The organism is Nostoc sp. (assembly GCF_036917415.1).
Classification (GTDB): domain Bacteria; phylum Cyanobacteriota; class Cyanobacteriia; order Cyanobacteriales; family Nostocaceae; genus Nostoc.
Window position 1 is genome coordinate 68,657 of record NZ_JBALDJ010000119.1, and the last position, 24,268, is coordinate 92,924.

At 40.2% G+C, this 24,268-nt stretch carries 24 protein-coding genes; 10 read left to right on the top strand and 14 right to left on the bottom strand.

The features are described from left to right. The first annotated feature begins 174 nt into the window (after positions 1-174). Positions 175-1,194 carry a glycosyltransferase family 2 protein gene (locus V7K41_RS29245; protein WP_334853926.1) on the top strand — a complete coding sequence of 340 codons (1,020 nt, stop codon included), beginning with the start codon at positions 175-177 and terminating at the stop codon, positions 1,192-1,194. A 136-nt stretch (positions 1,195-1,330) separates the two neighbouring features. Beyond that, on the top strand, positions 1,331-2,380 hold the full coding sequence (locus V7K41_RS29250) for a glycosyltransferase family 2 protein (RefSeq protein WP_334853928.1): 1,050 nt from the start codon (positions 1,331-1,333) through the stop codon (positions 2,378-2,380). A 42-nt stretch (positions 2,381-2,422) separates the two neighbouring features. On the opposite strand, the gene V7K41_RS29255 is transcribed toward V7K41_RS29250, so the two are convergent. Next, positions 2,423-2,986: a cupin domain-containing protein gene (locus tag V7K41_RS29255; protein WP_334853929.1), complete on the bottom strand. Its 564-nt coding sequence runs from the start codon at positions 2,984-2,986 to the stop codon at positions 2,423-2,425. Between the two features lie 286 nt (positions 2,987-3,272). On the opposite strand from V7K41_RS29255, the gene V7K41_RS29260 reads away from it, so the two are divergent. Both V7K41_RS29260 and V7K41_RS29265 read left to right on the top strand, forming a co-directional pair. Continuing rightward, a complete protein-coding gene (locus V7K41_RS29260; protein WP_334853931.1) occupies positions 3,273-4,718 on the top strand; it encodes a deoxyribodipyrimidine photo-lyase, 8-HDF type in 1,446 nt (481 codons plus the stop codon). 329 nt (positions 4,719-5,047) lie between these two features. Beyond that, positions 5,048-5,956, top strand: a complete 909-nt coding sequence (locus tag V7K41_RS29265; protein WP_334853933.1) for an alpha/beta fold hydrolase — start codon at positions 5,048-5,050, stop codon at positions 5,954-5,956. Between the two features lie 156 nt (positions 5,957-6,112). On the opposite strand, the gene V7K41_RS29270 is transcribed toward V7K41_RS29265, so the two are convergent. The 7 genes from V7K41_RS29270 to V7K41_RS29300 all read right to left on the bottom strand — a co-directional run bounded on the left by V7K41_RS29270 (position 6,113) and on the right by V7K41_RS29300 (position 12,502). Further along, a complete protein-coding gene (locus V7K41_RS29270; RefSeq protein WP_334853935.1) occupies positions 6,113-6,241 on the bottom strand; it encodes a hypothetical protein in 129 nt (42 codons plus the stop codon). Between the two features lie 593 nt (positions 6,242-6,834). Further along, positions 6,835-7,182, bottom strand: a complete 348-nt coding sequence (locus V7K41_RS29275) for a hypothetical protein (protein ID WP_334853937.1) — start codon at positions 7,180-7,182, stop codon at positions 6,835-6,837. A gap of 514 nt (positions 7,183-7,696) precedes the next feature. Next, positions 7,697-8,674: a hypothetical protein gene (locus V7K41_RS29280; RefSeq protein ID WP_334853939.1), complete on the bottom strand. Its 978-nt coding sequence runs from the start codon at positions 8,672-8,674 to the stop codon at positions 7,697-7,699. A 150-nt stretch (positions 8,675-8,824) separates the two neighbouring features. Further along, on the bottom strand, positions 8,825-9,073 hold the full coding sequence (locus V7K41_RS29285; RefSeq protein WP_334853941.1) for an MFS transporter: 249 nt from the start codon (positions 9,071-9,073) through the stop codon (positions 8,825-8,827). 399 nt (positions 9,074-9,472) lie between these two features. After that, a complete protein-coding gene (locus V7K41_RS29290; protein WP_334853943.1) occupies positions 9,473-10,267 on the bottom strand; it encodes a hypothetical protein in 795 nt (264 codons plus the stop codon). 955 nt (positions 10,268-11,222) lie between these two features. Then, on the bottom strand, positions 11,223-11,618 hold the full coding sequence (locus V7K41_RS29295) for a TIGR02588 family protein (RefSeq protein WP_334853944.1): 396 nt from the start codon (positions 11,616-11,618) through the stop codon (positions 11,223-11,225). After that, positions 11,615-12,502 (bottom strand): TIGR02587 family membrane protein, encoded by an 888-nt coding sequence (locus V7K41_RS29300; protein WP_334853946.1) that lies wholly within the window; start codon positions 12,500-12,502, stop codon positions 11,615-11,617. The genes V7K41_RS29295 and V7K41_RS29300 overlap by 4 nt, the downstream gene beginning before the upstream one ends. A 396-nt stretch (positions 12,503-12,898) precedes the next feature. Between V7K41_RS29300 and V7K41_RS29305 the strand changes: the two genes are divergently transcribed. Then, positions 12,899-13,081 (top strand): CsbD family protein, encoded by a 183-nt coding sequence (locus V7K41_RS29305; RefSeq protein WP_104906826.1) that lies wholly within the window; start codon positions 12,899-12,901, stop codon positions 13,079-13,081. Positions 13,082-13,225: 144 nt separating this feature from the next. On the opposite strand, the gene V7K41_RS29310 is transcribed toward V7K41_RS29305, so the two are convergent. The 3 genes from V7K41_RS29310 to V7K41_RS29320 all read right to left on the bottom strand — a co-directional run bounded on the left by V7K41_RS29310 (position 13,226) and on the right by V7K41_RS29320 (position 17,102). Further along, entirely contained in the window at positions 13,226-13,678 is a 453-nt protein-coding gene (locus V7K41_RS29310) for a DUF2262 domain-containing protein (RefSeq protein ID WP_334853948.1), read from the bottom strand. Further along, positions 13,668-15,407 carry a DNA mismatch repair endonuclease MutL gene (gene mutL / locus V7K41_RS29315; RefSeq protein WP_334853950.1) on the bottom strand — a complete coding sequence of 580 codons (1,740 nt, stop codon included), beginning with the start codon at positions 15,405-15,407 and terminating at the stop codon, positions 13,668-13,670. The genes V7K41_RS29310 and mutL overlap by 11 nt, the downstream gene beginning before the upstream one ends. Before the next feature lie 417 nt (positions 15,408-15,824). Continuing rightward, entirely contained in the window at positions 15,825-17,102 is a 1,278-nt protein-coding gene (locus V7K41_RS29320; RefSeq protein WP_334853967.1) for an ATP-binding protein, read from the bottom strand. Positions 17,103-17,661: 559 nt separating this feature from the next. Between V7K41_RS29320 and V7K41_RS29325 the strand changes: the two genes are divergently transcribed. The 4 genes from V7K41_RS29325 to msrA (V7K41_RS29340) all read left to right on the top strand — a co-directional run bounded on the left by V7K41_RS29325 (position 17,662) and on the right by msrA (V7K41_RS29340) (position 21,455). Then, complete coding sequence (locus V7K41_RS29325; protein WP_334853951.1) at positions 17,662-17,796, top strand: hypothetical protein; 135 nt, start codon at positions 17,662-17,664, stop codon at positions 17,794-17,796. 36 nt (positions 17,797-17,832) lie between these two features. After that, positions 17,833-19,152 (top strand): 2Fe-2S iron-sulfur cluster-binding protein, encoded by a 1,320-nt coding sequence (locus tag V7K41_RS29330; protein WP_334853953.1) that lies wholly within the window; start codon positions 17,833-17,835, stop codon positions 19,150-19,152. 347 nt (positions 19,153-19,499) lie between these two features. Then, entirely contained in the window at positions 19,500-20,516 is a 1,017-nt protein-coding gene (egtD, locus tag V7K41_RS29335) for an L-histidine N(alpha)-methyltransferase (RefSeq protein ID WP_442943304.1), read from the top strand. A gap of 261 nt (positions 20,517-20,777) precedes the next feature. Continuing rightward, positions 20,778-21,455, top strand: a complete 678-nt coding sequence (msrA, locus tag V7K41_RS29340; RefSeq protein ID WP_334853955.1) for a peptide-methionine (S)-S-oxide reductase MsrA — start codon at positions 20,778-20,780, stop codon at positions 21,453-21,455. A 271-nt stretch (positions 21,456-21,726) separates the two neighbouring features. On the opposite strand, the gene msrA (V7K41_RS29345) is transcribed toward msrA (V7K41_RS29340), so the two are convergent. From msrA (V7K41_RS29345) to V7K41_RS29355, 3 genes are all read right to left on the bottom strand, one after another. Further along, positions 21,727-22,206 (bottom strand): peptide-methionine (S)-S-oxide reductase MsrA, encoded by a 480-nt coding sequence (gene msrA, locus V7K41_RS29345; protein WP_334853957.1) that lies wholly within the window; start codon positions 22,204-22,206, stop codon positions 21,727-21,729. A gap of 210 nt (positions 22,207-22,416) precedes the next feature. Then, a complete protein-coding gene (locus V7K41_RS29350; RefSeq protein WP_334853958.1) occupies positions 22,417-22,998 on the bottom strand; it encodes a peroxiredoxin-like family protein in 582 nt (193 codons plus the stop codon). Between the two features lie 174 nt (positions 22,999-23,172). Next, positions 23,173-23,316, bottom strand: a complete 144-nt coding sequence (locus tag V7K41_RS29355) for a hypothetical protein (RefSeq protein ID WP_334853960.1) — start codon at positions 23,314-23,316, stop codon at positions 23,173-23,175. Between the two features lie 597 nt (positions 23,317-23,913). On the opposite strand from V7K41_RS29355, the gene V7K41_RS29360 reads away from it, so the two are divergent. Continuing rightward, on the top strand, positions 23,914-24,114 hold the full coding sequence (locus tag V7K41_RS29360) for a hypothetical protein (RefSeq protein WP_012407952.1): 201 nt from the start codon (positions 23,914-23,916) through the stop codon (positions 24,112-24,114). Positions 24,115-24,268 lie beyond the last annotated feature (154 nt).

Genomic DNA, 24,268 nt, shown 5'->3' on the forward strand with positions numbered 1-24,268 from the left:
GGTTCGTCCTCTGACTAGACGGATAGCCAGGTGGATAAATATCTCACTTTTTTAGATGCTATCACTAGAAGGTGCGATCCTATCCATCAGGTAGTATTCCCATTGCTATATCAAAGATTACTGTAATATCAGTAAAACCTGAAATCAAAACTGAAACTAAAGTCAGTCTGGAAAATGAAAAAAGTTTCTGTAATTATTCCGGTTTATGGAGTCGAGAAATATATAGCTGCTACTGTACAATCCGTTCTTGAGCAAATCTATACAAATTTCGAGCTTTTAATTGTCGATGATGCTTCTTTGGACAGGAGTATAAATATTTGTCAGCAATTTACTGACCCCAGAATTAAAATTATTCACCAGGCAAATCGAGGAGTATCTGGAGCTAGAAATACTGGTATTCGTCATGCTCAAGGAGAATATTTAGCTTTTTTAGATGGAGATGACCTTTGGTTGCCAGAAAAATTAGAAAAACAGATTGCTCACTTAGAAAATTCACCAGCAGTCGGTGTTAGCTTCAGTCGTTCTGCTTTTATTGATGAAGCTGGACAAGCTTTAGGTACGTATCAGATGCCCAAGCTGAAAGAAATCACGCCATCCTATTTACTCAGTTGCAATCCGGTTGGTAATGGCTCGGCTGCGGTAATTCGCAGAGAAGTTTTGGAAGCGATTAAATTCCAAGATAATCTTTACGGTACTAATGAAGATTGTTATTTTGATGAACGCTTACTCCAATCAGAAGATAACGAATTTTGGATTCGTATTTCCATTAAAAGCAATTGGCAAATAGAAGGCATTCCAGAACCTTTGACCTTGTATCGGGTTAATTCAAAAGGGCTTTCAGCAAATATGCTCAAGCAGTTAGATTTTTGGGAAAAGCTAATTGAAAAGACACGCTCCTACGCTCCAGAAATATTTACTCAAGGGGAAACACTAGCTAGAGCTTACCAGTTGCAGTATTTAGCTCGTAATGCCGTACGACTACGAGAAGGTTCAATGGCTGTAAAATTAATTAATCGAGCGTTAATAACTAATTGGCATATTCTTCTTGAAAATCCAAAAAGTACACTTTTGACACTGGTAGCAGCCTATTTACTTTTATTCTTACCTCAAAATGTTTTCAATAAATTTGAAGCTATGGTTTCAAATAATATAGGGGCTAACCAAAAACGTCAGATTCTTCAAGAAGATATCTAGAAATAATTAAGAACTTTTCTATAAATAATTAAGAACTTTCTATGCCTAAAGCATAATTAGATTTTTTGCATAGTGCATAGTGCATAGTAAATTTAATTAAATATTAATTAAATAAAATCAATAGGAATAGTCAACAATGAAGAAAGTTTCTATCATTATTCCGGTTTACAAAGCAGAAAAATATATAGCTGCTACGCTGCAATCGGCTCTTGAACAAACTTACGAGAACTTCGAGATTTTAATTATTGATGATGGTACTCCTGATAAGAGTATAGAAATTTGTCAGCAATTTACAGACTCTAGAATTAAAATTATTCGTCAAAATAATCGGGGTCTACCTGGGGCAAGAAACACTGGTATTCGCCATGCACAGGGAGAATATTTAACTCTTTTAGATGCTGATGACTTATGGTTGCCAGAAAAATTAGAAAAACACGTTAAGCATTTAGATAATTCGCCTAATGTCGGTGTAAGCTTTAGCCGCTCTGCTTTTATTGATGATAATGGGAACCCTTTAGGTATTTATCAAATGCCTCAAATGCAAGGAATAACTCCAGCGATTATCCTTTGCCGCAATCCAATTAGCAATGGTTCGGTAGCAGTAATTAAAAGAGAAGTTTTTGAGGCTATTGAATTCCAAGACAGTCTTTACGGTACAGTTGAAAATTTTTATTTCGATGAGCGATCGCGTCATATTAATGGTGACTCAACAGATGTTGAATGTTGGTTTCGGATGTCTGTTAAGAGCGATCTGCAAATAGAGGGTATTCCTGAAGCTTTGACTTTATATAGGGTAAATTCAGGGGGACTATCAGCGAACTTGCTCAAGCAGTTAGATTCTTGGGAATTGGCAATCTCTAGGGCACGTTTATACGCCCCAGAAATAGTTAATCAATGGGAAACACTGGCTAGAGCTTACCAGTTGCGGTACTTAGCCCGGAGAGCAGTCAGCCTGCAAGATGGTGCAATGGCTGTGAAGTTAGTGAATCAAGCATTAGCAACCAATTGGCATATTCTCTCTAAAGAACCACGCCGTACACTTTTGACCCTGGCAGCTGCCTATTTCCTTAGGCTTTTGCCCCAGTCCCTTTACAGTCGAATTGAGACTGTTGCTTTAAAGACTACAGGATATACTCAAAGACAGCGCATTTCACAAGGCTTAGGGGGGAGCAACGCGATTTCGTGAGGTCGCCCAAAGGACGTGCATAAATGAGCTTTAACGCGGCTTTTAGATCGAATCACTCACTTGAGTCCCTGTATAATTGGGAACCCAACCTTCTGCATTGTCGCAACCCGCCGCAGGCATCGCAAAATAGCGTACTCCTTTGAAATTCAACGAAGCAGTTGGGCTGCACCAATGCTCAACACCAGCCGGGATGTAGAGATAGTCTTGTGCCTGAACTAAAAGCTGTACCTGACTGCCATCAAGTCGCACGAAGCCATAAATCATTTCTCCTGACAACACATAGAGGGGTTCAGCCGCAGGATGAGTATGGTAACGACCGTAGGTTGCGATTAGGTGGTGAAGATTGAACGAACCTGGATGCACATTTAGTAAGTCACACCAGAGAGCGCCATTTTCTTGCTGAAGAAATTCAAAGACGCTGTTATGGAGTTCTACGCAATAACGTTTCTCGGCCTCAGTTAAAACGTCCTGGTGTATCAAATTAGGGAAGAGTAGCGATGTTCCTGGGTCGTAATGTTTGAGTTTAATTCCAAGAGGCGCAAGTTCGCGAGCTATTTCGCCTAAATCGCTCTCAATCGTACCGTCGTCAAGTAGTAGGTTAGCCATGACAAAAAGACTAATTAACTGTTAAGAAGAGTATACTCAATTTCGCTCTAAAAAACCACTATTCCCGATTGACAAACCGGGGTTTAGTTTACTATTGACATCGTGCGATCGCAATTTTCATTTGAATTCGTAAGGGGCGCACAACTGCGACCCTACACCATGCAATTGCAAACTGCTATAGTTAAACTCTTAAATACCCATTAAAAGAATAAATTTATCGCCAGAATGATGCTTATTGGTACCACTAGCATCTAAGCTAGTACGGGTGAACTATATCCAGCATGGAATGTCTGACTTAATTCTGTTTTGGCATCGGCGCGATTTACGCATTTCTGACAATACGGGACTGGCTGCGGCAAAAGAGCAGAGTCCGAAGGTGGTGGGCGTGTTTTGCCTCGATCCGCATATTCTAGAACGGGATGATGTTGCTCCTGTGAGAGTAACTTATATGATTGGCTGTTTGCAGAAACTCCAAGAGCGATATGCTCAAGTTGGTAGCCAGTTGTTAATACTCCACGCCGATCCTGTACAAGCGATACCAGCCTTAGCCGAAGCAATAAATGCCAAAGCTGTTTTTTGGAATTGGGATGTAGAACCTTATTCACAAGAACGCGATCGCACCATTATAAATGCCCTCAAAGAAAAAGGTATTGAGTTTCTTAACCAAAACTGGGATCAAATCCTCAACTCCCCAGAGGAGTTACGCACGGGTAGTAACAGTCCTTACACGGTTTACACCCCCTTCTGGAAAAATTGGCTTACTAAACCAAAGAGTCAACCAGTAGAAACATTGCAAAATGTTGAGGGATTAACGGAAGCTGAACAGGAAAGTGCCAAACTTGCAGGAGCGATCGCACTACCTTCAGCAAAAGATTTAGGATTTATTTGGGATGGAGAATTGATTATTTCACCAGGAGAGGCGGCGGCACAAGAACGATTAGAAGAATTTACTAATAAAGCCATTACTGAATATCAAGAACAGCGCAATTTTCCCGCAGTGGACGGAACATCACAACTGAGTGCAGCTTTAAAATTTGGGGTAATTGGCATTCGCACCGTTTGGCAAGCCACGATAGAAGCATTAGAAAACAGCCGCAGTGAGGAAACAGCAGTTAATATCCGCACATGGCAACAGGAATTAGCTTGGCGGGAGTTTTATCAACACGCAATGTATAACTTTCCCGAATTAGCTGATGGTGCTTTCCGCGACACCTTTAAGAATTTTCCTTGGCAAACAAATGAAGAACATTTCCAAGCTTGGTGTGAAGGGAGAACTGGCTATCCCATTGTGGATGCAGCAATGCGCCAAATGAATGAAAGTGGCTGGATGCACAACCGTTGTCGAATGATTGTTGCTAGTTTCCTCACCAAAGACTTGCTAATTAATCCCCAATTGGGAGAAAAATATTTTATGCAGCACCTGATTGATGGTGATTTATCTGCTAATAATGGCGGTTGGCAATGGAGTGCTTCTAGCGGCATGGACCCCAAACCTGTGCGGATTTTCAACCCAGCCAGTCAAACACAAAAATTCGATCCAGAGGGGGAATATATTCGGCAATGGGTGTCAGAATTGCGGTCTGTAGATACAGAATATTTAGTTACTGGTAAAATTCCACCTTTAGAACGTCATGCTGTTGGCTATCCTGACCCAATTGTGGATCATAAAATACAGCAACAGCAGTTCAAACAGCGTTATCAAGAACAAAAAAATATTAGTAGTGGTGAGTAAAATTGTTAGTTTTTTAATAGGCATTTCAAAAAATTATGTCCAACATTCCGCAGTTCTATTTTGAGACCCCTTTTATTTGCAAATAATGTGGTTTCAAAATTGCCTTGTTTGCGGTTTTAAGTATTTATGTTTGCAGTTTGCTACACCTAGTATTTATACTAATTTTAAAAAAGAATGCGACAGATACATACTCCCAAACCTTTGTTCTGTCTGGCTTTCTTAATTTTGAATTTTGAATTGATATTAGTTGATTTCTTCTACCAAACACATTTGGTCAATTATTCCTGCCACTATCCCGCAGTGGTCAATATCTTGTACTCTTATTTTTGATGCTGATGATGTCATTTATCAAAAATATCATCAATCTCTTCACTTACCTGCAGAATGTGAGTCAGCCTACTGGAGAAAAACACATGAACACGATCGCAGTGAAAGACGGCATAGAGATTTACTACAAGGATTGGGGCAGCGGTCAGCCCATCGTTTTCTCGCATGGTTGGCCTCTATCGGCCGACGACTGGGACAACCAAATGATGTTTTTCTTAAATCACGGCTATCGCGTTATCGCCCATGACCGGCGAGGGCATGGACGCTCAAGCCAAGGCGGCGACGGACACGATATGGATCATTACGCCGATGATCTCGCTGCGCTTACCGCGCATCTCGATTTAAAGAATGCCATCCATGTTGGACACTCGACTGGCGGCGGTGAGGTGACACGCTACATTGCGCGCCACGGCGAAAGCCGCGTTGCCAAGGCCGTTCTCATTAGCGCCGTGCCACCATTAATGGTGAAGACCCCAGAGAATCCCGGCGGTCTACCTAAAGAGGTATTTGACGGCTTTCAGGCGCAGGTTGCCACCAACCGGGCGCAATTTTATTGGGATCTGCCGAGCGAACCCTTTTACGGTTACAACCGACCGGGCGCGAAAGTGTCGCAAGGCGTGATTGAGAATTGGTGGCGCCAGGGCATGATGGGCGGTATCAAGGCGCATTATGATGGCATCGTGGCCTTCTCTCAGACCGACTTTACCGAGGATCTTAAGAAGTTCTCTGTGCCAACTTTGGTAATGCACGGCGATGATGATCAGATAGTTCCCTATGCCGACTCCGCCCCACTGAGCGCTAAGTTGGTCAAGGGCGCGATATTGAAAACCTACAAGGGTTTCCCGCACGGTATGCCGACGACAAATGCAGACCAGATCAATGCCGATCTCCTCGAATTCATTCAGTTGTAAACCCAAACCACTCGGTTTTCAAGAAAGTCTCCATACTACCGCCCCAAAGCTTCTAACCAGGCGATGCAGCGAACCGCGCCCTGCTGCGGTGCGTGGCTTTGGTACAGTGTGTTCGTCCACCTTGCAGCCATGTGCCATCGCTGATCTTGTGTCTCGTTAGCCTTCAATCTGTCGATAGGGGCGTAGCGAGAGGTCATCTTTAGGTTGTGATGTCCAGGTGAGCGGCAATGCGATCGCAGATTCTCGGTAGTCTGGGTTAAGGAACGAACCCAGCATTTCAAGCATCAAGCGTGATTGTCCCTTGCCTCGTAAATACTGTAAGGGGCAATTCGACGTAAATATGGTGACAAGCTGGACTATAGTAGTATACCTGACAAATATTTATGTAAAAGTGCTATTGAAGATGAAATTCAAAATTTTAACAGTAAAATTTATCTAAATTTGCACCTTGTAGTCCAGTTGCGCTCACTTCCTTATTCTTTGTTAGGTTTTTCATGAATGAATGATTTTGACACATTTATATTCCAAACAACTGCGAAACTACTAGGTAATAAATTTGGTATTTGATAAATCATAGGACTTACGCAAAAACCCTCTCAAACTCTCATTTCTCCGTGACGCGCCAGTTGCTTCAAGTCGGGGAACCCGCCCAACGCACTGGCTTCTCTGCGTCCTCTGTGGTTCGTTGTGTTAAATAATTGAAATAGAAACGATAAATCCTTCTTAGTGGGATTTTAAGAAGGATTAGAGGTTATAAAATGTAATCTTTGGTTGGCAGTGGCTATGGTTCGGTAGAGATAATCTTCAATATCCCGATTTCTCTAGTTTCTAGTTCTGGGCTGGTTTGTTGTATTGTTACATTTAGTTAAATAAAAAAGTTATAAGTCACAAGCAACCCTTGCAATATTTCCGGCAATTGTTCCTTTTGGGAATCCACCACCATTAGATTCCCAGTTAAAACCATAATATTCTGATTTGATATCATAAGGTGAACAAGCTGCAATTGAAGGATGTTTTCTAGCGTCTCCTTTAGTAGAAAGGTAGAATATTACATGCCTCCATCCAGAATCTGTTTGGTATTCACTGCGGTTATCCAAATCTACTTGGTAGATTATTTCATTATCTGTGTCAATCGCAGCAGTTACTAGCTGTTCAGCAGAAGCTCTAAATGTGATTCCTAAAATAGACGATAAAACAAATAAAGAGTTAAGAAAAACGTGCCTCATAATGTTTTTGAGTGTAAGTAATAATAAAAGGATACAGGTATATTTGCAAATAATTAAGTAAATTTTTTTTAAAAAATATGTATAAATAGTAAGATAGTGTTTCTAATCCTAAATCATTGACTAGGAGCAAGCCTTCGCTTTTCAAAGGGCGCTTGTAGATATGATTGCTCTGGCTATTTATGCTTTTGAGAAATGAAACTGATTTTAAAACTTTAGAACAGCTATATCCTTCCGATTTTTTGATTGGTTGACTCTCAATCGTGACCTGTTTGCTTCTTATAAAGCCAGTTTGGACTACATTTGGGCGTCACTCAGGTCAGTAGAATAAGTCTTTCGAGTCATTGAACGCTACGTAAATACACTGCCTCAAAAGTATTTTATCGTTATCATTTTATTTTATTAGCCACCTTTAGATTTACTTTATAAATAGCCTCTTACCAATCGTTTTATCGAGGGAAACCATAGGTATTCAATAGCCTGCTAGAGTTCAACGAGTTACAACGCTAACATGACATTAAGTCTTGACAGGTAAACGAGAAATTGTCCATAAGATGAGCAGGAAGATTAAGTAAATTGCACCAACTAATCCAAACTCAATCAGAGGAATATAGGTTACTTCGTAAATTCTGCCCAAGCCGCGTTCTGTCAGTCCATAAACAGCCAGTACACTCACTAAAAAAGCACCGTAGATAGTACGTTTAGTCCAGATACCCACAGGTAAACCGTGAAGTTGAGTAAGCACGAGAATACCAAGAAAACCAAAGAGGAATGTAGGCCACTTGCTTTGTCCTAGCATCAACGACACAACGACACTATGTAAAAGCACCGTAATTTCCAAAGTAAATGTCCACCAACGGTTTACATGGGTGCGGTTAAATATCAACGATGATTGGAGCAGCAGCAAGAACATATAGAGAAAACCAATTAAGTGTTCCAAAGTCGCTTCCATTGGGTGATACCAGAAGGTGTAGATAGCGGCGAAGGAGAAAAAATAGCCGTGGTACAGCTTGATAATTTGCAAAAACTGTTGGTGGAATGGCACAGAATTGCCGAAAAACAAACCGCGTCGAGGTGTTTCTAAAATCAGTACGAAGACTAGTAGGAATACAACTGCACCTTGAGAAGCCCAAATTGAAGTATCCTGAGCTAAAGCATCATACCAAATATATGTTTGGAGAAAGTGTAAAGCGATGAATGCAACATTAATAGCAAGCATGACGTAATTTATCGGGTGCAACGCTGATTTGTATTTCAACTGCGATCGCTGCGCCCACAAGATACACGCCCAGATGCTAAACTGATGCCCAAGGTACATACCCCAAGCCGTCGCTCGACTCCAAAAGGTTGGTTGGGGAAGCTTCCAGTAGTACCAGTTTAATTCTTGGTCAGGAAGTTTGGGGATACTTGCAGGAATGCTCCCACCGATCCAAATTGCGTAGGTGAGGAGGATGCTTACAAATATGCCTAAAAATAATACTCGGCGACCTGTCATATTAATTCGTAATTCTTAATTCAGACCTAGATTTTCAGGCGACACGTTCTGTTTTTGATTCAGATGTACTTTTAGTTACTCGCAAACTAAGAATCAAAGCTACTACCATTACTAAAGTTCCACTCAAAAAAGGAGCAAAACTCCCAAATTTCATAAAACTAACTCCTGCCCACGTTGGCGCAGCCCGCCGCAGGCATCGCTAAATCTGCCCCATAATGGTGCAAATAAGAACTGCATTAAAGAATAAATAGCTACAAGTAGAGTCGCTTCATTAGGTTTTGCACCAAATTGTTCGGCATACAAAGGCAGTATCGGCAGAATAATTCCGAAGCCGAGCAAGTCTATAAATACAGTCAAAAATAAGACGAATATAGCCCTGCTATTATTTTTACTCTCCATCTGTGCAATTCCATTTTATAAAAAAGATGTGTAACTTGGATTAGTTGTAAGGAGATCGGGGAATGCTTGATTGTAAAGAGCTATTGATTACAAACAGGAATTAGTACAAGCAAAATGTTTGAATTGCAGTGTGGTTGAGCAAAATAGCATGGAACAAACCCATGATAAAAATCAAGCCAATAATACTACTAATGAAAGCAACTATAATTTCGTGCTTCCGTATGGCTTTTTGTATCTTAGCGTCTATGATGCTTTCTAATTCTTTGTATAACATTGAGTTGAATTTGGTTAAAGACAAAAATTATCTGGAACTTACGTTACATACATACTTACATAAGTTTAAGTATGTCCCAAATCTCTAACTTATTAAATGAAAACTATTTCGATACTGTGGGAGTGTTAAGTATGTTTGCGTCGTTTCAAAACAGCACCTGAAACACCAAAAGCTAATATCGCCAAGGTATAAGTTGGTTCGGGAACTGCAAGAATGCTTACCTGATTAATAGCCAAGCCGTATTGTGGAGCAGAACTGCTAAAAACAAGTCGTGAGATGTTTGGAGTGTCACTACGAATCCCCAAGAATACTGCCGAATTATCTAATGCTAAGGAAGAAATATTTGGAACTGAGAAAGTACCCAATAGGTTATTAGCATTATCAAAAGCGGCGATCGAATTTTCAATTTTCAATTTACTAGCGTCTACAGCTATCTGAGTTCCAGCGCCAAAAACTGGCTGGGCAAAACTAATCGAAAAAGGTCCGCCGTTCCCCTGAGTTCCAGGATCGGGAGTACCAGGAGGAAGAGGGATAAAACCTGTTGGGTCTATACCTCCAAAGAGAATAAAATCACCTAGACCGAAGTTACTCTGAATGCCAGGTGGAGGTAAAGTTTGAAAGACAAATGGTGGAGTAATTTGAGGCTTATTAGTTGGAGTTATATTTATATCCAAGCTTAAACCACGTTGCGATGTTGCTGAAAAAGAGTTAGGTAGAAAAGCAGAAAAATCAGGGGCAGAGGGATTAAATACTTTACCTAAACTTTCCCAATTAACTCGATCGTTGCCTCCTAAACTAGCGCGCTCAGTTACTAAAAATGTAGCAGCTTTAACTGGTAATGGGAGAACCGTTATTATGGCTGTGATTGCTGAAAAATATTTTACAGATAACTTAAATAATCGATCGTTCGTAACTTCCACAAGGTTTACTCCTTAATTTTTTAGAATAATATCATCAAAATGCAACAGTTAAATATTCATGATGAGACAATGCCTTGCTCAGATCGAGAGAGTTAAAGCAATTGCTGCGATCGCGCCGACTTAGCTTAAATGTTTCATTGGCGATCGTTACCAGTTAACTTGTTATTGTCCTCTCTCCAGCATCAATTAGATTATTTCCAAGACTAGCAGAGATATTTTCATTGCCTCCACAAGAAAAAATCCGATCGTCATTATTAGTACACAGCAATAAATCATCATTAGGAATACCATAATAATAAATATAAAATATTCCTTGATAGTTTTGTATATAGTAATCCTAAATGAGATTGTGAAAATTTTTGTTATGGTTGTCCTTGGTCATTGATCAAGAGTCATTTGTGATTACAAAGGACGAATGACTAATGACAGCCAATATAAAAATATTTCACAAATGATTTAGGATTACTATATCAAATGCATTTGATATTTGTAATACTGACATAGTACAAATATCAAAATTATAAATTTCTGATGAAATATGCCTCAAAACAGTTAATCCTATTTTATATCTCTGGCAAGAGAAAAATACAATTATTTATTTTTTTAAATTATTTAATTTCTTTAAGGTTATCAAAAATGCGGGTGCTATTGTGTTGAAAATATGGGCAAGCAATAAAATATAGGACTTATACAGCAGATTTCAACTTCTCTACGAACGCGAACAGCGTGTGCAAGACAGAGGCTACGTCAACGTCAGGTACAGAAATACCCCACCGGCGCGATCGCACGCACCCGAACTCAACTCTTAGCGCACTGTATTAGGCAGGTAATGCCCGACTTGTTCGCTCTTAGCGTTCCCACTATAAAAGCAAGTGGGGTGAGGGTTGAGTTCGGGTATACTTCTAACAAATAGATTATGCAATATTGTGGGGTATTTTTTTTATTTGTCAGTCCCTTATGGCAATTTATAGCTGCCAATACGCAGAGTTAACTGACCTTGGCGCGGGTTATGGCTGAATATAAATGCGCCTTCTTCGCTTTCCCCACTAGATAAAAAGTCGATCTGTTGCTCTCCTGTTTCTGTAATGCCGTTAATCAGTAACTCAGCCATAATCTGAACTGACTCAGCTGTGTCTCCTCCACTATTGACAACTTCAAAAGGGACATAAAACTGACCATTAATTTCTCGAATTGTTTGTTTTTTAGTGACAGAAAGGATCGGAGGTTGATTTTTTTCGTTCAGCCAAGTGTAGCCTACTAGACTCACAATGATTGCTAGGATGAATGAGGCGATGCTGAATGTTATCCACTCAGCTATTGAGCGCTTTGGTTGTTGTTCTGTTTTAGTCATATTGCTAACCTTCCGGCTGCACCACCAATAGTTGCAGGTAAACCCAGTATCAATGTATGATCTAACCACATTGTCCAGGGGTCGCTAAGAGTTAACTTTTGAAAAAACCACAGCATAAAAGCACCTGCTAGCAATGATACCAGGTAAGACATAATGGTTTCGCTTGATGGCCGTTGAAAAATTCCCTTTTGCTGTCTGCGTTTTTGCTGGTTAGAAAAACCTGCCTGAAATACAATGCCATAAGAAATCAGCAAAGATGCGGCGATCATTGCTAACTCCCAAGGTGGCGAGGTTGCGGCTGCAAGCATGGGAATTTCATCAGTGGGAGCGATGTTAAATGCAATTATGGTTGCACCAATCAGGGTTCCACCCACATCAGTAAAGGTGGTGTGTAACTCATCCTTTTTGTTCTTGGTTGTGCTATTTTCCCGATCGCTTCCTTGTCCTTTTCCATTACTGTTTTCAGTATCTCCCAACAACTGATTCGCTAATGCTACACCGAGAGCAAAGGGCACACTTTCAAAGATGATTTTACCTAAAGACTCTTTTAAGGAGGTTTCTGGTGTCAATTCTCGCAATAGTAACAACACAAAGGTAGAACAAGCTAGCCCGATCGCGATCGCTTCTACCGTATCCATTGCGGTTTGAGCAGCTAGCCAGCTATATCTGCGTTTGCGAAAGCCTTCTATCTGATTGAGCAAGTAAACCACAATAAACATTAATGCGATCGCCATCATTATTAGTTGTGGTTTTGCCAGCGATCCAATCCACCAAACCTCCATTGTGTACAGCAAGGGTATGCCAAACAAAAAACCTCCACAAGCACCTCGAATGATGTCATTAATCTCATTCTTCCAGATATTTTTTTGACTTTTTGTTGGCACTCCTTTATTTTCCTTTTATTTAAATTTTGCTTTAACTTATAGTTCATTTATTGGGGAAAAAGTTATTTTTTTAATATATATAAATTTTATTTATCAGATTTTCATATTTTGTATTATCTGCTACTATGCCGAACGGCATCTATCTTAAGTTAATATAATTTCCCAAAATATTCTCTCGGTTGATAGAAGTAAAAAACAATACACAACTGTTAAATTATTTAATAGCGTAGGGACTTCCAAGTAATAAAATAACTCACAATATTTTATTAGTTGTAGGATGAGCGTCTTACCCGTCGTGTGAAATGGGCGGGCTTTTCGACCCACTTTGCAAGTAGTAGTAACTTATTTTTGGAGTTCCCTGAATCAACTACAAGCTGGAAGCTGGAGATAAAAACCATGAGTGCCGAAAAGAGAATAGAAGCGACTGCAAAAAATATTGAAGGAAAAATTCAAGAGGTTGTGGGTGAAGTCACAGGTAATCCACAAGATAAAACTGAAGGACAAGCAAAGCAAGCTGAAGCCCAAGTTGGTCACACCGTAGAAAATATTAAAGACGAACTGAAGAAAGCTTTAGAATAATTTTGCTTGTTTGGTGCAAATAGCAATTTTATAGATGATCGACTCCTAAATTTGTAACTTTGATTACTCCACTTTCTATAAGTTAGTGGGGTTTTTTATGGCGTAAAATCTGAAAGTGTTAGTTACTAAAACTTGCCTCTTCAATTAACCACGGATACTAGCATCTACAAAGCAATCATGTTTATCCATTTTAATAAGGATACAGTGTCTCAAAAATAGGTTTCCATCGTTATAGTATAACTCTGCTTCACCATCTGGAAAAAAGACCAATCCTTCAAGCGTCATTCGGTTTTTGAACTCCTCAGATGTTAATGTCTCACCTTCATCAAGCCATGTCTCATTCTTAAGCTTTAGCAATTGTTCAACAGCATATTCTTTTGCACTTTTAGCATGATGTTTCAACTCTCGTACAACACTATTAACTCTGTATAATGCTGATTCGACCTTATTATTATCGTCTGTTGAAATACTAATAGTAAGTTGTGTTTCATAGAATACAACTTGGCTTTCATACCAATCTAATTCGGAATTATACCGTAGATATCCCAAAAATTCATGTTTGATGTCGGGATAATTCATGCATTTTTCAAATTCCATGACTTTTACCAATTACCCAATTACGCCGGAAAAACCGAGCTAAAGCTGATTCTTCTAAAGATAGATAAATTGGGCGTCCGTGGGGACAGGTGCGGGGGTTGCGAGTGCGTTGCCAATTATCTAAAAGTGTCTGCATTTCTTGTTGATTCATCGGTGTACCGTTACGAATAGCACTGCGACAGGCGACGGCTACTTGGGCTGTTTGTAAATCGCCTCCCCAACTAAGTTCTAAAATTGCTTCTGCACAGTCGTCTCGCTGCTGCAAAGGTGCGGGGATATTACGAATTGCCCAAAGTTGTTCGCCAAAGGGTTCTATTTCTAAACCGATGCGTTGCAGTTGCGATACTTGCGCTGGCGACAATTGATAAAGAATGATTGCAGGTTCGACGGGTACAAGTTGCCAATCATCGCATAATTGCTCATACAAAACTCGCTCATGGGCAATGTGCTGTTCTAATAACCACATACCACCTGAATGTTCCGCCACAATATAAGTGTTGCTAACTTGAGCGACAGCTTTTAAAGAGTTTGGAGAAATGCGATTAATCGCGTCTGTACAAGGGTTGGGATTTTGAGGATTGAAATTGTAACCGCCTTTGGCTTCTGCGGCTTTGAGTAATTTACTAACTCGTGTCGTGTGAACAGCTTCTTTGAGATTGTTAGAAGAGATGCTGAGTGCTTGGTTAATTGCTTGGGTAATTTGCTCTTGCCAATAAATGATTTCGTTGAGGTAAATTTCTGTTTTTGCTGGATTACGATTCCAGTTAATTTGATCGGGGGAAATAGCAAGATGTAAGAAACAAATTGGATAGCGATCGCGTGGTAATGTTCTATGAAATGCTGATAATATCGTTTGCTCTAGTTCTGGCGTCTTAACCATCCTGCCGTTAATGGCTACACGTACCCAATCTGGACGATGACGATGACAGCGATCGGGTAATCCTACCACTAAATTTAGTGCTGAGTGCTGAGTGCTGAGTGCAGAGTTAGGAGTGCTGAGTGCTGAATTCTGAGTTTTGTCTTCTGAGTTTAGTGGGTTGGGTATTTCGAGTTTCACTTCTTGCAAGTCACCTTGTCGCACTTGCGGTAAAATCTGCGGTAGCAACTGCCCAATTGTGGCAGCAGGACAAATGGTGAACCATTGACGGTCATTTTGCCAAATCTGCCAGGTGACATGGGGATGACAGAGGGCGATTTGGTAAATTGTAGCTTGCACAGCTTTCATTTGCTGTGCTGTTGTGGGTAATCCCTGACGACGAGATGAGCAATTACCAAAAAGATGGGAAACTGTAACCACTGTACCAGGTGCGATCGCAGTTACTTCAACTTGTACAACTTTCCCACCATCGCCATAAATTATCCGCCATCCTAATTTTCCGTCCAGAGGACGACTCAAAATTTCCAAATCTGCCAGAGTCGTTAAACTGTGCAACGCCTCACCACGAAACCCCAAACTGTTAATTTTCCACAAATCGGCACTAGAGCGAATTTTACTAGTGCTGTGGGCTCTGGCTGCTTGTTGCAAATCATCTAGGTTCATTCCACAGCCATTATCTGCCACACGGATTCGCCATTGCTGCGGCCACAAAGAAACCACAATTCGCGTTGCACCTGCGTCTAGGGAATTTTCTACCAATTCCCGCACCACAGAAGCTAAAGAGTCGATTACCTCTCCAGCTGTAATGAGATATACGACTTCTGTTGGTAGAGCTTGAATAGTAGATGCCATAAATTATAGTTTATAGCTTCTGGGGGCACGTTATATATGACTTATATCATGTCCGCTTGATTTGGCAATTGAAGCTGATGCCTACGCTGAGTTTGTCCGTGCAGGTAAGTTAAAGAAATAACTGTCACCTTTTTTACAAACAACTTATCACAGAGCGGATGGGAAGGAATAAGTCTATACTGCATAATAAGCGATCGCAACTTAATAAGATTGTAAACTCTTTAGTTTTTGTCTTAATTTGCTCTAGCTGTCAAAAATACCATCCCTTTATATCATGTCCGGTTAATTAGTTATAATTCCCGTAATCTATGCAGAAACCGGAAAACCCTCTTTCACCCTGCCCCCTGCCCCCTGCTCCCTGCCCCCTGCTCCCTGCCCCCTGCGGTCTTAATGATAAGTCTTTCACCGGACATGATATTAAAGGCTCCCAAGAATAACCACAGGTAATTGAACGCTCACTTTAGTACCTGTCACGATGTCAGACTCAATCGATAATTCTCCACCATGAGCATTGACGATACGTTTGGTAATGGCAAGTCCCAACCCAGTACCGCTTGGTTTTGTAGAAAAGAACGGCTGCGTTAGCTTTGACAAAACCTCTGAAGGAATTGGCTCACCACCATTGCAGACATTAATGCAGATTTTATCTAAAGACGAACTATCCACTTCGCATTTGATTGCATCTCCTGCTGAGACTGCCTCACAAGCATTGCGGACAATATTAATAAACACTTGTTTTAGCTTATCTTTATCTCCTAAGATTTTGACTGTAGGTAACGCCGGGATAAATTCGATTTGCCGTGAGAGTGCTTCTGGCATCTCGCACATTGGCATAAGTAATTCACAAATAAATTCATTCACATCCAATTCACACAGCTCCAACACCTGGGGTTTGGCATAAAGCAAAATTTCACTCAGCAGATTTTCTAGCCGACTAGCCTCACTAAGTGCAAGCGATAATCGCTCTTGAGCAGCTTCAGTCAAAATGGTTTTCTTAAAATACTTCAATCCCATAATCATTGTTGTTAATGGATTGCGAATTTCATGCACAATCATCGCCGTAAATTCGCCAATAGCTGCCAGCCGTTCTTGTTCTAAAAGCTTGGCTTGCGCTGCTCGTAGTTCTGCGGTGCGTTTTTCTACCTCAGCCTCCAGGATATGATTAAATTGGCACTGCTGCTGGTAAAGATGGTAATGGTCAATCGCAGTAGCAGCACGCTCGGCGAACAATTCCACAATTTGGATTTCTTCTTTTGTAAATTCCCTTGCTTGCCGATGAAAAGAGCAAACAGTACCGAAGACTTGACCTTCAGTAGTTTGCAAGGGTATCCCTAAATATGCTCGATAACCTGGCGCAGGTTTACCATATTCTGGATTAGCCACAGCATCCTCAACAGCTAATGTGCGCCCAATTTGCAAAACTGTAGCAATCAATCTACCATGCAGTGCATAAACACGAGGTGTATCTTCGGACATTTCCAGACTACTCGCTAGAATAGTTTCAAACCCTTCTTGGCAAAAGGTAACAACCGTCCAATCAACTCCAATCAGTTCGCTGACTCCACAGGCGATGTTGTGTAAATAGCTACCTATTTCACCAGTGCGATAATTCAAAGAGGACAAACGTGCTATTATCTGCCGTTCGCGCTGCCAAGGTTGTTGCAACAACATTTCTTCATCATTGGCTTTGCTCATGGATGCTTGTTGCATGGTTTAGCAAAATAATATCATGTCCGGGTAAAGACTTATCATTTAGACCGCAGAGGGCAGGGAGCAGGGAGCAGGGGGAAAGAGGCTTTTGGGATTTTTGCACAGATGCGGTAATCATAAGTAATTAACCGGACTTGATATAAGTTAAAAAAATCAAATATTAAATATTGGATTTTCCAGGTATTAACTCTGGATATCCTAATAATTTTGATGGGGAAATTTTACTAGATAAATGTGCTATTTATGCAGAATAAGTGTGAAATTTTACTTAAATCAATGTAAATTTACACAACAAATAGCAAGCAAAAATCAGGGTAGTTAAGGAAAAGTTACCGTATCTTTTTTTACATTAAATCACCTATAACCTAAAAATTTAAATTTTGCTGAGAAATCTGTAAGGAGTTTCTAAGGAAAATATTAGTTTTTTAGATATCAATCCTTATATATCTATAATTTTTAGATTAATTATTTAAGTAACAATCAGTTTAAAGTTCAAGTCAAGAGCTATCTATATCGCTGATTGATGCATTGAGGAATTGAAATTATGAAATTAAGACATTTATTAATGAGGATTTCATCACCTACTGTCAGTCCCGCAGACATCGAAAAAGTTTTGGCTGCGGCTCCAAGCTATGGTATTGAAATTATTCTTCCACCTGCTGAATCTTCGCAGGTATAGCCCAACATCACTAAAAGTATTAGATAGGAAACAACGATGCTAGAAAGTCTGGGAAGAATTAAGAATCCATTAGTCAAAAGTATAGCCGCAGCAGCTACAGTTGGTTCGGTAATCACCTTATCTGCTGCTGTTGTAATTGGAGTAACCAATGCCAAAGATAAATCTGCCTATCAATTTGGTGTCTATTCCTCACTGTTTGGAACAGCTAGTGGTGCAATCTTTGGTTTAGTTTATACAAGCAAAGCAAGTGGAAACAAATCTACTCCAGACCTCAAAGCATCAGATAGTCATGTTTGGAAAGATTGGCGAAATTTTGTTGTTGTTCGTAAGGTGAAGGAGAGTGAAGAAATTACCTCTTTTTATTTGCAACCTGAAGATAAAGGGGAAAATCTAAACTTTCAACCAGGTCAATTTTTAACCATCAAACTTGATATACCTGGACAGGATAAGCCTGTAATTCGTACTTACTCGCTTTCAGATTATCCTGAAAACTGTGAATACTATCGTCTCTCAATTAAGCGGGAACCTGCACCGAACGGATTAGATGTCATGGCTGGTATAGCATCTAATTTTATGCACGATCGCATTCAAGAAGGTTCAGTAATTCCAGCAAAACCACCAAACGGTAAATTTGTTTTGGATGTGCAGAAGTCTATCCCCGCAGTGTTGATTAGCAATGGTGTGGGAATTACGCCAATGATTAGTATGGCGAAAGCTTGTACTCTTCTTAATCCTACTCGTCCTATTTGGTTTGTACATGGTGCTAGAAACGGAAATTTTCATGCTTTTCGGGATGAAGTGAGAGAAATTAATCGACAAAATCCTAATATGAATGTGCATTTTCGCTATAGTCGTCCTACACCTGAAGATAGAGGTAAATACCACAGTGTTGGTTATATTGATGCTGCTCTTATTCAAGAGTTAGTACGACGAGAAGCTGAGTATTTTCTGTGTGGTTCTCCATCTTTTATGCAATCCATAATGCCAGGATTAAAGGAATCGGGAGTACCTGACAGTAGAGTATTCTTTGAGTCTTTCGGTAAACCGATGAAAAGTCAGTTTGAAAAACAAACTCCTAATGTAACTGGAGATGAAAAATTTGCAGAAATTGTCTTTGCCAAATCCGGCAAAACTTTGACATGGCAACCTAGTGATGGCACTATTCTAGAATTTGCCGAAGCCAATGATATTAACCCACCTTTTAGTTGTCGTGTAGGTGTTTGCGGTACTTGTATGTGTAAAATCAGCGAAGGTGCAGTTGCTTACCAAGAAGAACCAACTGCAACAACTGATAAGGGTTCGGTGTTGATTTGTATTTCTCAACCTGGAACTGCAAAATTGGTGTTGGATATTTAAGAAATTCTTCTGATAATCAAGTAATATCAAGCCTGTTATCTATCAGGCTTAATATCAATTTTTGATAAAAACGTGATACTCGATATAGCAAATTAATTAAAAAAAAATGCAGATATGCCCAGGGTGAGATGATGACAACTTCAACCCAAGAAGAAATCAGATTAGCAGAAGCACAAAATCATATAGCACATTGGCGCAGATGGGGCCATATTTAAGCGATCGCTAATGGGGAACGGTGCGCGAATACAGTCCTAACGGTACAGCCTGGGACGATTGTCACCCAGATCAGGCTTGTTCTCGTGTTGATCATTATCTCAATCCAAAAATAACTGAAGGAGAGCAATAAATTGAGGATTAAACAAAAAGAAGATTCTCGCTTTCGCTGGATTAATTTAGATTCATCTCAGCTATCAATTCAGGAAGATACAGATATTATTCAAGGACTAAACAATCAACCTAAAACTTTACCATGCCGCTACTTATACGATGACCAAGGCTCAGAAATATTTGAGCAAATTTGTGAACTGCCAGAATACTATCCAACTCGCACGGAGCAAGCAATTTTAGAAATATCTGCCCTAGAAATTGCCCAAATGACAGGTTTGTGTACCTTGATAGAACTGGGTAGTGGTAGTTCTCGCAAAACTCGCCTGTTATTAGATGCGTACAGTCAATTTCAACAAGAACTGCAATATTTCCCCATTGATGTTAGTGCTGGAATTCTTCAAACTACTGCTTTGGATTTGCTTTATCAGTACCCGAAATTAAAACTTTGTGGTTTAGCAGGAACTTACGAACAAGCGCTAGCACAGCTTCCACCAGCTGAATTCGAGAATCGGATGTTAATTTTTTTAGGGAGTACGCTAGGGAATTTGAATGAGCAAGAATGCAGCGACTTTCTCACTCAAATTGAACGAGCATTGAAACCTGGAGAATTCTTTTTATTTGGCGTGGATTTGCAAAAGCCAATAGAAATTCTTGAGGCAGCTTATAATGATTCCCAATCTATAACAGCAGCTTTTAATTTAAATATTTTGCACCATCTCAATCGACGTTTTCAAGGTAATTTTGAAGTCAACCAATTTGAACATTGGGCTTTCTACAACCCAGTAGCTCACCAAATTGAAATGCATCTACGAAGTCTCACAAATCAAACCGCAGTACTAGAAGCTTTGGATTATCAGGTTTCTCTCCAGTCCGGGGAAACAATTCGTACCGAAATTTCTCGTAAGTTTCATCTACCAACTTTAGTTTCTGTTTTAGAGAATCATGCACTCCAGCCATTACAAATATGGTCAGATCCTCAAGGTTGGTTCGGTTTAATATTATGCCAACGTCAGTCTACAACTCATGAACATCTATAGTGATCCGCTTTGATTATTGAACTGACTTGCGTAGGCTGGGAGTAGGGAATAGGGAGTAGGGAGTAGGGAGTAGGGAATAAGCCTTTTTGATTGGTACTTAATTTGTTCAAAAATCAAACAGGAGTCCTATATAAGCAAAAAAATACTTCTGCTGAAAGTTTTTATCGCCGAGTTGGGTTTGAAGATTGCGATCGCAATCTAATGACAAAATAGCTGAATAAACCCTAGCTTCGTCTATTAAATAAAGGAGTTCACAATCTCATGTCAATTTATAACTTTACTCTCTCTAGGCAGTTATTACGCAACTTGTCGATCATTTCGCTGACTGTTGTACTCCTATACGGTGTATCTCGTGTGATACTTCCTGCTCCCGCCACCGATATTTCGACTGCTGCACCGAAGGGAAAGCAAGTAGCAGTTTTCGGTGGTGGGTGCTACTGGGGAATGGAAGCAGTTTTTGAGCATCTCAAAGGTGTTTCTGATGTCGTTTCTGGCTTTTCTGGGGGTGATGCAAAAACCGCAGACTACGCGATTGTTAGTGCTGGATTAACTAATCATGCTGAATCAGTGAAAATCACTTACGATCCATCACAAATATCATATAGCCAGCTTCTGAAGGTCTACTTTTTGGTAGCGCATGACCCAACACAGCTGAATCGACAAGGCCCCGACTCAGGTAAGCAATATCGTTCGGTCATCTTTTTTGGTAACGATGAGCAGAAGCGAGTCGCACACGAATATATCGCTCAACTCAACAAATTGCGAATCTTCGACAAGCAGATTGTGACAGAATTAGCTCCTTTGAAAGGTTTTTATCAGGCTGCGGCATACCATCAGAATTACATAGTACATCATCCGAGCGATCGCTATGTGGTAGTGAATGACTTGCCGAAACTGGCTAAACTTCAAGCAAAGTTCCCTGATATGTATAGCAAGTAAGGGGATTTACAGCATTCGGCTTTTAACATCCCCCTGAACCAGTGAAAGATTAGCCTATCCTGTAAGAGGATGTTTGAAAAGTTCTCTTGTCGGTATCAAAAGTTTTAGATCCCTCTAAATCTACGCCACGTGCAACAAGAGTGGCTCGCCGCCCAACGCAGTGGCTCCCCTTAAAAAGGGAGACTTTGATTCCGGTTCCCCCCTTAAAAAGGGGGGTTAGGGGGGATCTAAAAGTGCCTAAAGTCACAGCGAAATACTTTTCAAACAACCTCTAAGATGCTCGTCTCTGCTTTTCCAGATATTGCTGATGATACTCTTCCGCTCTGTAGAATTGCGATGTAGGTATAATTTCCGTCACAATTGAATTTTTGTGATAGCGAGAACTATTTTCAAGCTGCTCCTTGGAGGCTCTTGCTAATAATTCCTGCTCTGGAGTGTGGAAAAATATCACTGACCGATATTGATAACCAATATCTGGCTCCTGGTGGTTTGATACTGTGGGATTGTGCTTATTCCAAAACACATTTAGCAGTTCATCATAAGATACTATTGCTGGATCGTATTCCACTTCCACTGCCTCCGCGTGTCCAGTTTTGCCTCTACAGACATCTTCGTAGGTTGGATTCTCAAAGTGTCCGCCACTGTAACCAACTGCTGTAGAAGTTACTCCCTTTACTTGACGAAATGCTGCTTCAACTCCCCAAAAACAGCCTGCTCCAAATGTCGCTTTTTGTAGATTAGTGTTTTGCATATCTTTGACAACTCTTTTGCAATCATTTTAAATGAAACTCATCAAATTAGACAGATACTTGAAAATGAAATATTTTCCAAATATTGCCTGATTTATTTTAATTATTACATTGACAGATTATCCTGATATGAGTATGATATAAGGCTGAGTATTAGCTCAAACTTGAAAAAGATGGTGCAAATCTAAAATTAATATACTAGCTTTTGCTAACTAGAGAATATTTCTTAGAATACTCACTATTTCAATTGGGTCTAAGCGTTTACTATAATCTGCATCAACAAAAGCATAAACGATTTTTCCGTCTCGATCGACTACAAATGTAGCTGGAATAGGTAGTTCAAAAGACTCATCTTCATTGTATCTAGGTAATACATGACCTTTTTCTTCTAATATAGGTCTTAGATACTCCGGGATTTGAAACACAATCCCAAATTGACGAGCAATCATGTTGCTGCGATCGCTCAATACTTCATAAGTTAGCTCATGTTTTTCTACAGTTGATATGGTATGACGATTATTTTGAGGTGAAATAGCAATTATTGATGCTCCTAATGTTTTAATTGCAGGTAATGCTTGCTGGAGTCCTGCTAGTTCCAAGTTACAGAAAGGACACCAATAACCTCGAAAAAAGGAAATAACTACAGGGCCATTAAATAGTAGTTTTTGTAATTCTACTGGTTGATTCAAAGCATTAGGTAGAATGAAATTAGGAATAATATCTCCTACCTTTAAAGTTTGGTCAATTATACCTGAATAAATTAGCTCATTTTTGAGAGATTCTGTAAAATTCATCGTAATTTTCCTGGAAGTTAACTTATACTTTTATGTACCTTTTTAGAGAAATACTGTTGCAGTGAATTTACTGAAATAAGAAAAGTAGACCCTTGGATTTGCATTACAAAAAGGCAGGAGTTAGGATAGCAGCGTATTCCAATATTCCTTTCCACTCCGAGCGCCAAGCTGTCTCTACCAGTATTTCTTTGCCGTTGGTAAATTGGATGAATTTTTATCCATTATCATAAAACACATCAGCAACCAGTCGATTACGCACATCGTACCTCCACTTAGAGACAGCGGCATTCCACCACCTTTACGCCGTGACTTTAGCATTGGTAGTTCCAGGTAGTCATCACGCCATGCCTTTGGCTCTTGGGAAGCCCAACAGTTCCTTATTAAGGACAATTGCCCGATCGATCTCGACACTTGACATGATGTAAGTTTTGTAGTATATTTGTAGTATAAAAATAAAAGCCTCCTCAAAAGGCAAAACTAAAACCCCTTGGAACCTTGACAATTGCATAGATGCCACTTTTGGGGCCGCGATTGGCGTTCGACTGCTCCGAAGCCAACAAGCGGACGGTTGCAGGATTCGGGTTCAATTCCCAACGGCTCCATTTGCTTTGACTTCTATTGAAGGTTGCAATAACCTCAATTAGAACATTGCAATTATGCTTTCCTTGGGTCTGTAGCTCTAACGGTAGAGTTCCCAGATGTCACTTGTGCCCTAACAGAAAAAGCTTACATACTAGCTCAATAGTAGAGCTATCGTCTCTAAAACGATAAGTTGCAGGTGCGATTACTGCGTGTGTTACCACAGCTTTTTCGACTCGCACGAGGTGTGAGTGTAACTCTCACAGGGAGGGTATCGGTTCAATCCCGATCAGATCCACTAATATCAATTCGTAATTAAAACAAGAGGTGATTGCAATGGTTCATATTCGATTTGAAGGACGTTCTGTTGATGTGCCAAAAACACAATTGGGAATTGCAGCAGGGATGAATGATGTGGCAGTGAAGGAGCGCGTTGCTCGGCATTTAGATGTGAATAGCGATCGCCTCTCTGCTTACGTAATCGATCGCCGTCCTAGTGGCGATTTGATCGTCCGCCCTGAAGCTGTCTATGGTTAAATTTCAGAGTCATCCGTGCCCTAACAGAAGAAGCATACACACACACATTCATAACGGTTCTAACGGGACTTAAACAAAAATCAAGCCCAAATGTAGCCCAAACTGGCTTTATAAGCAGCAAATACGTGACGATTAAAAGTTAGCCAATCAAAAA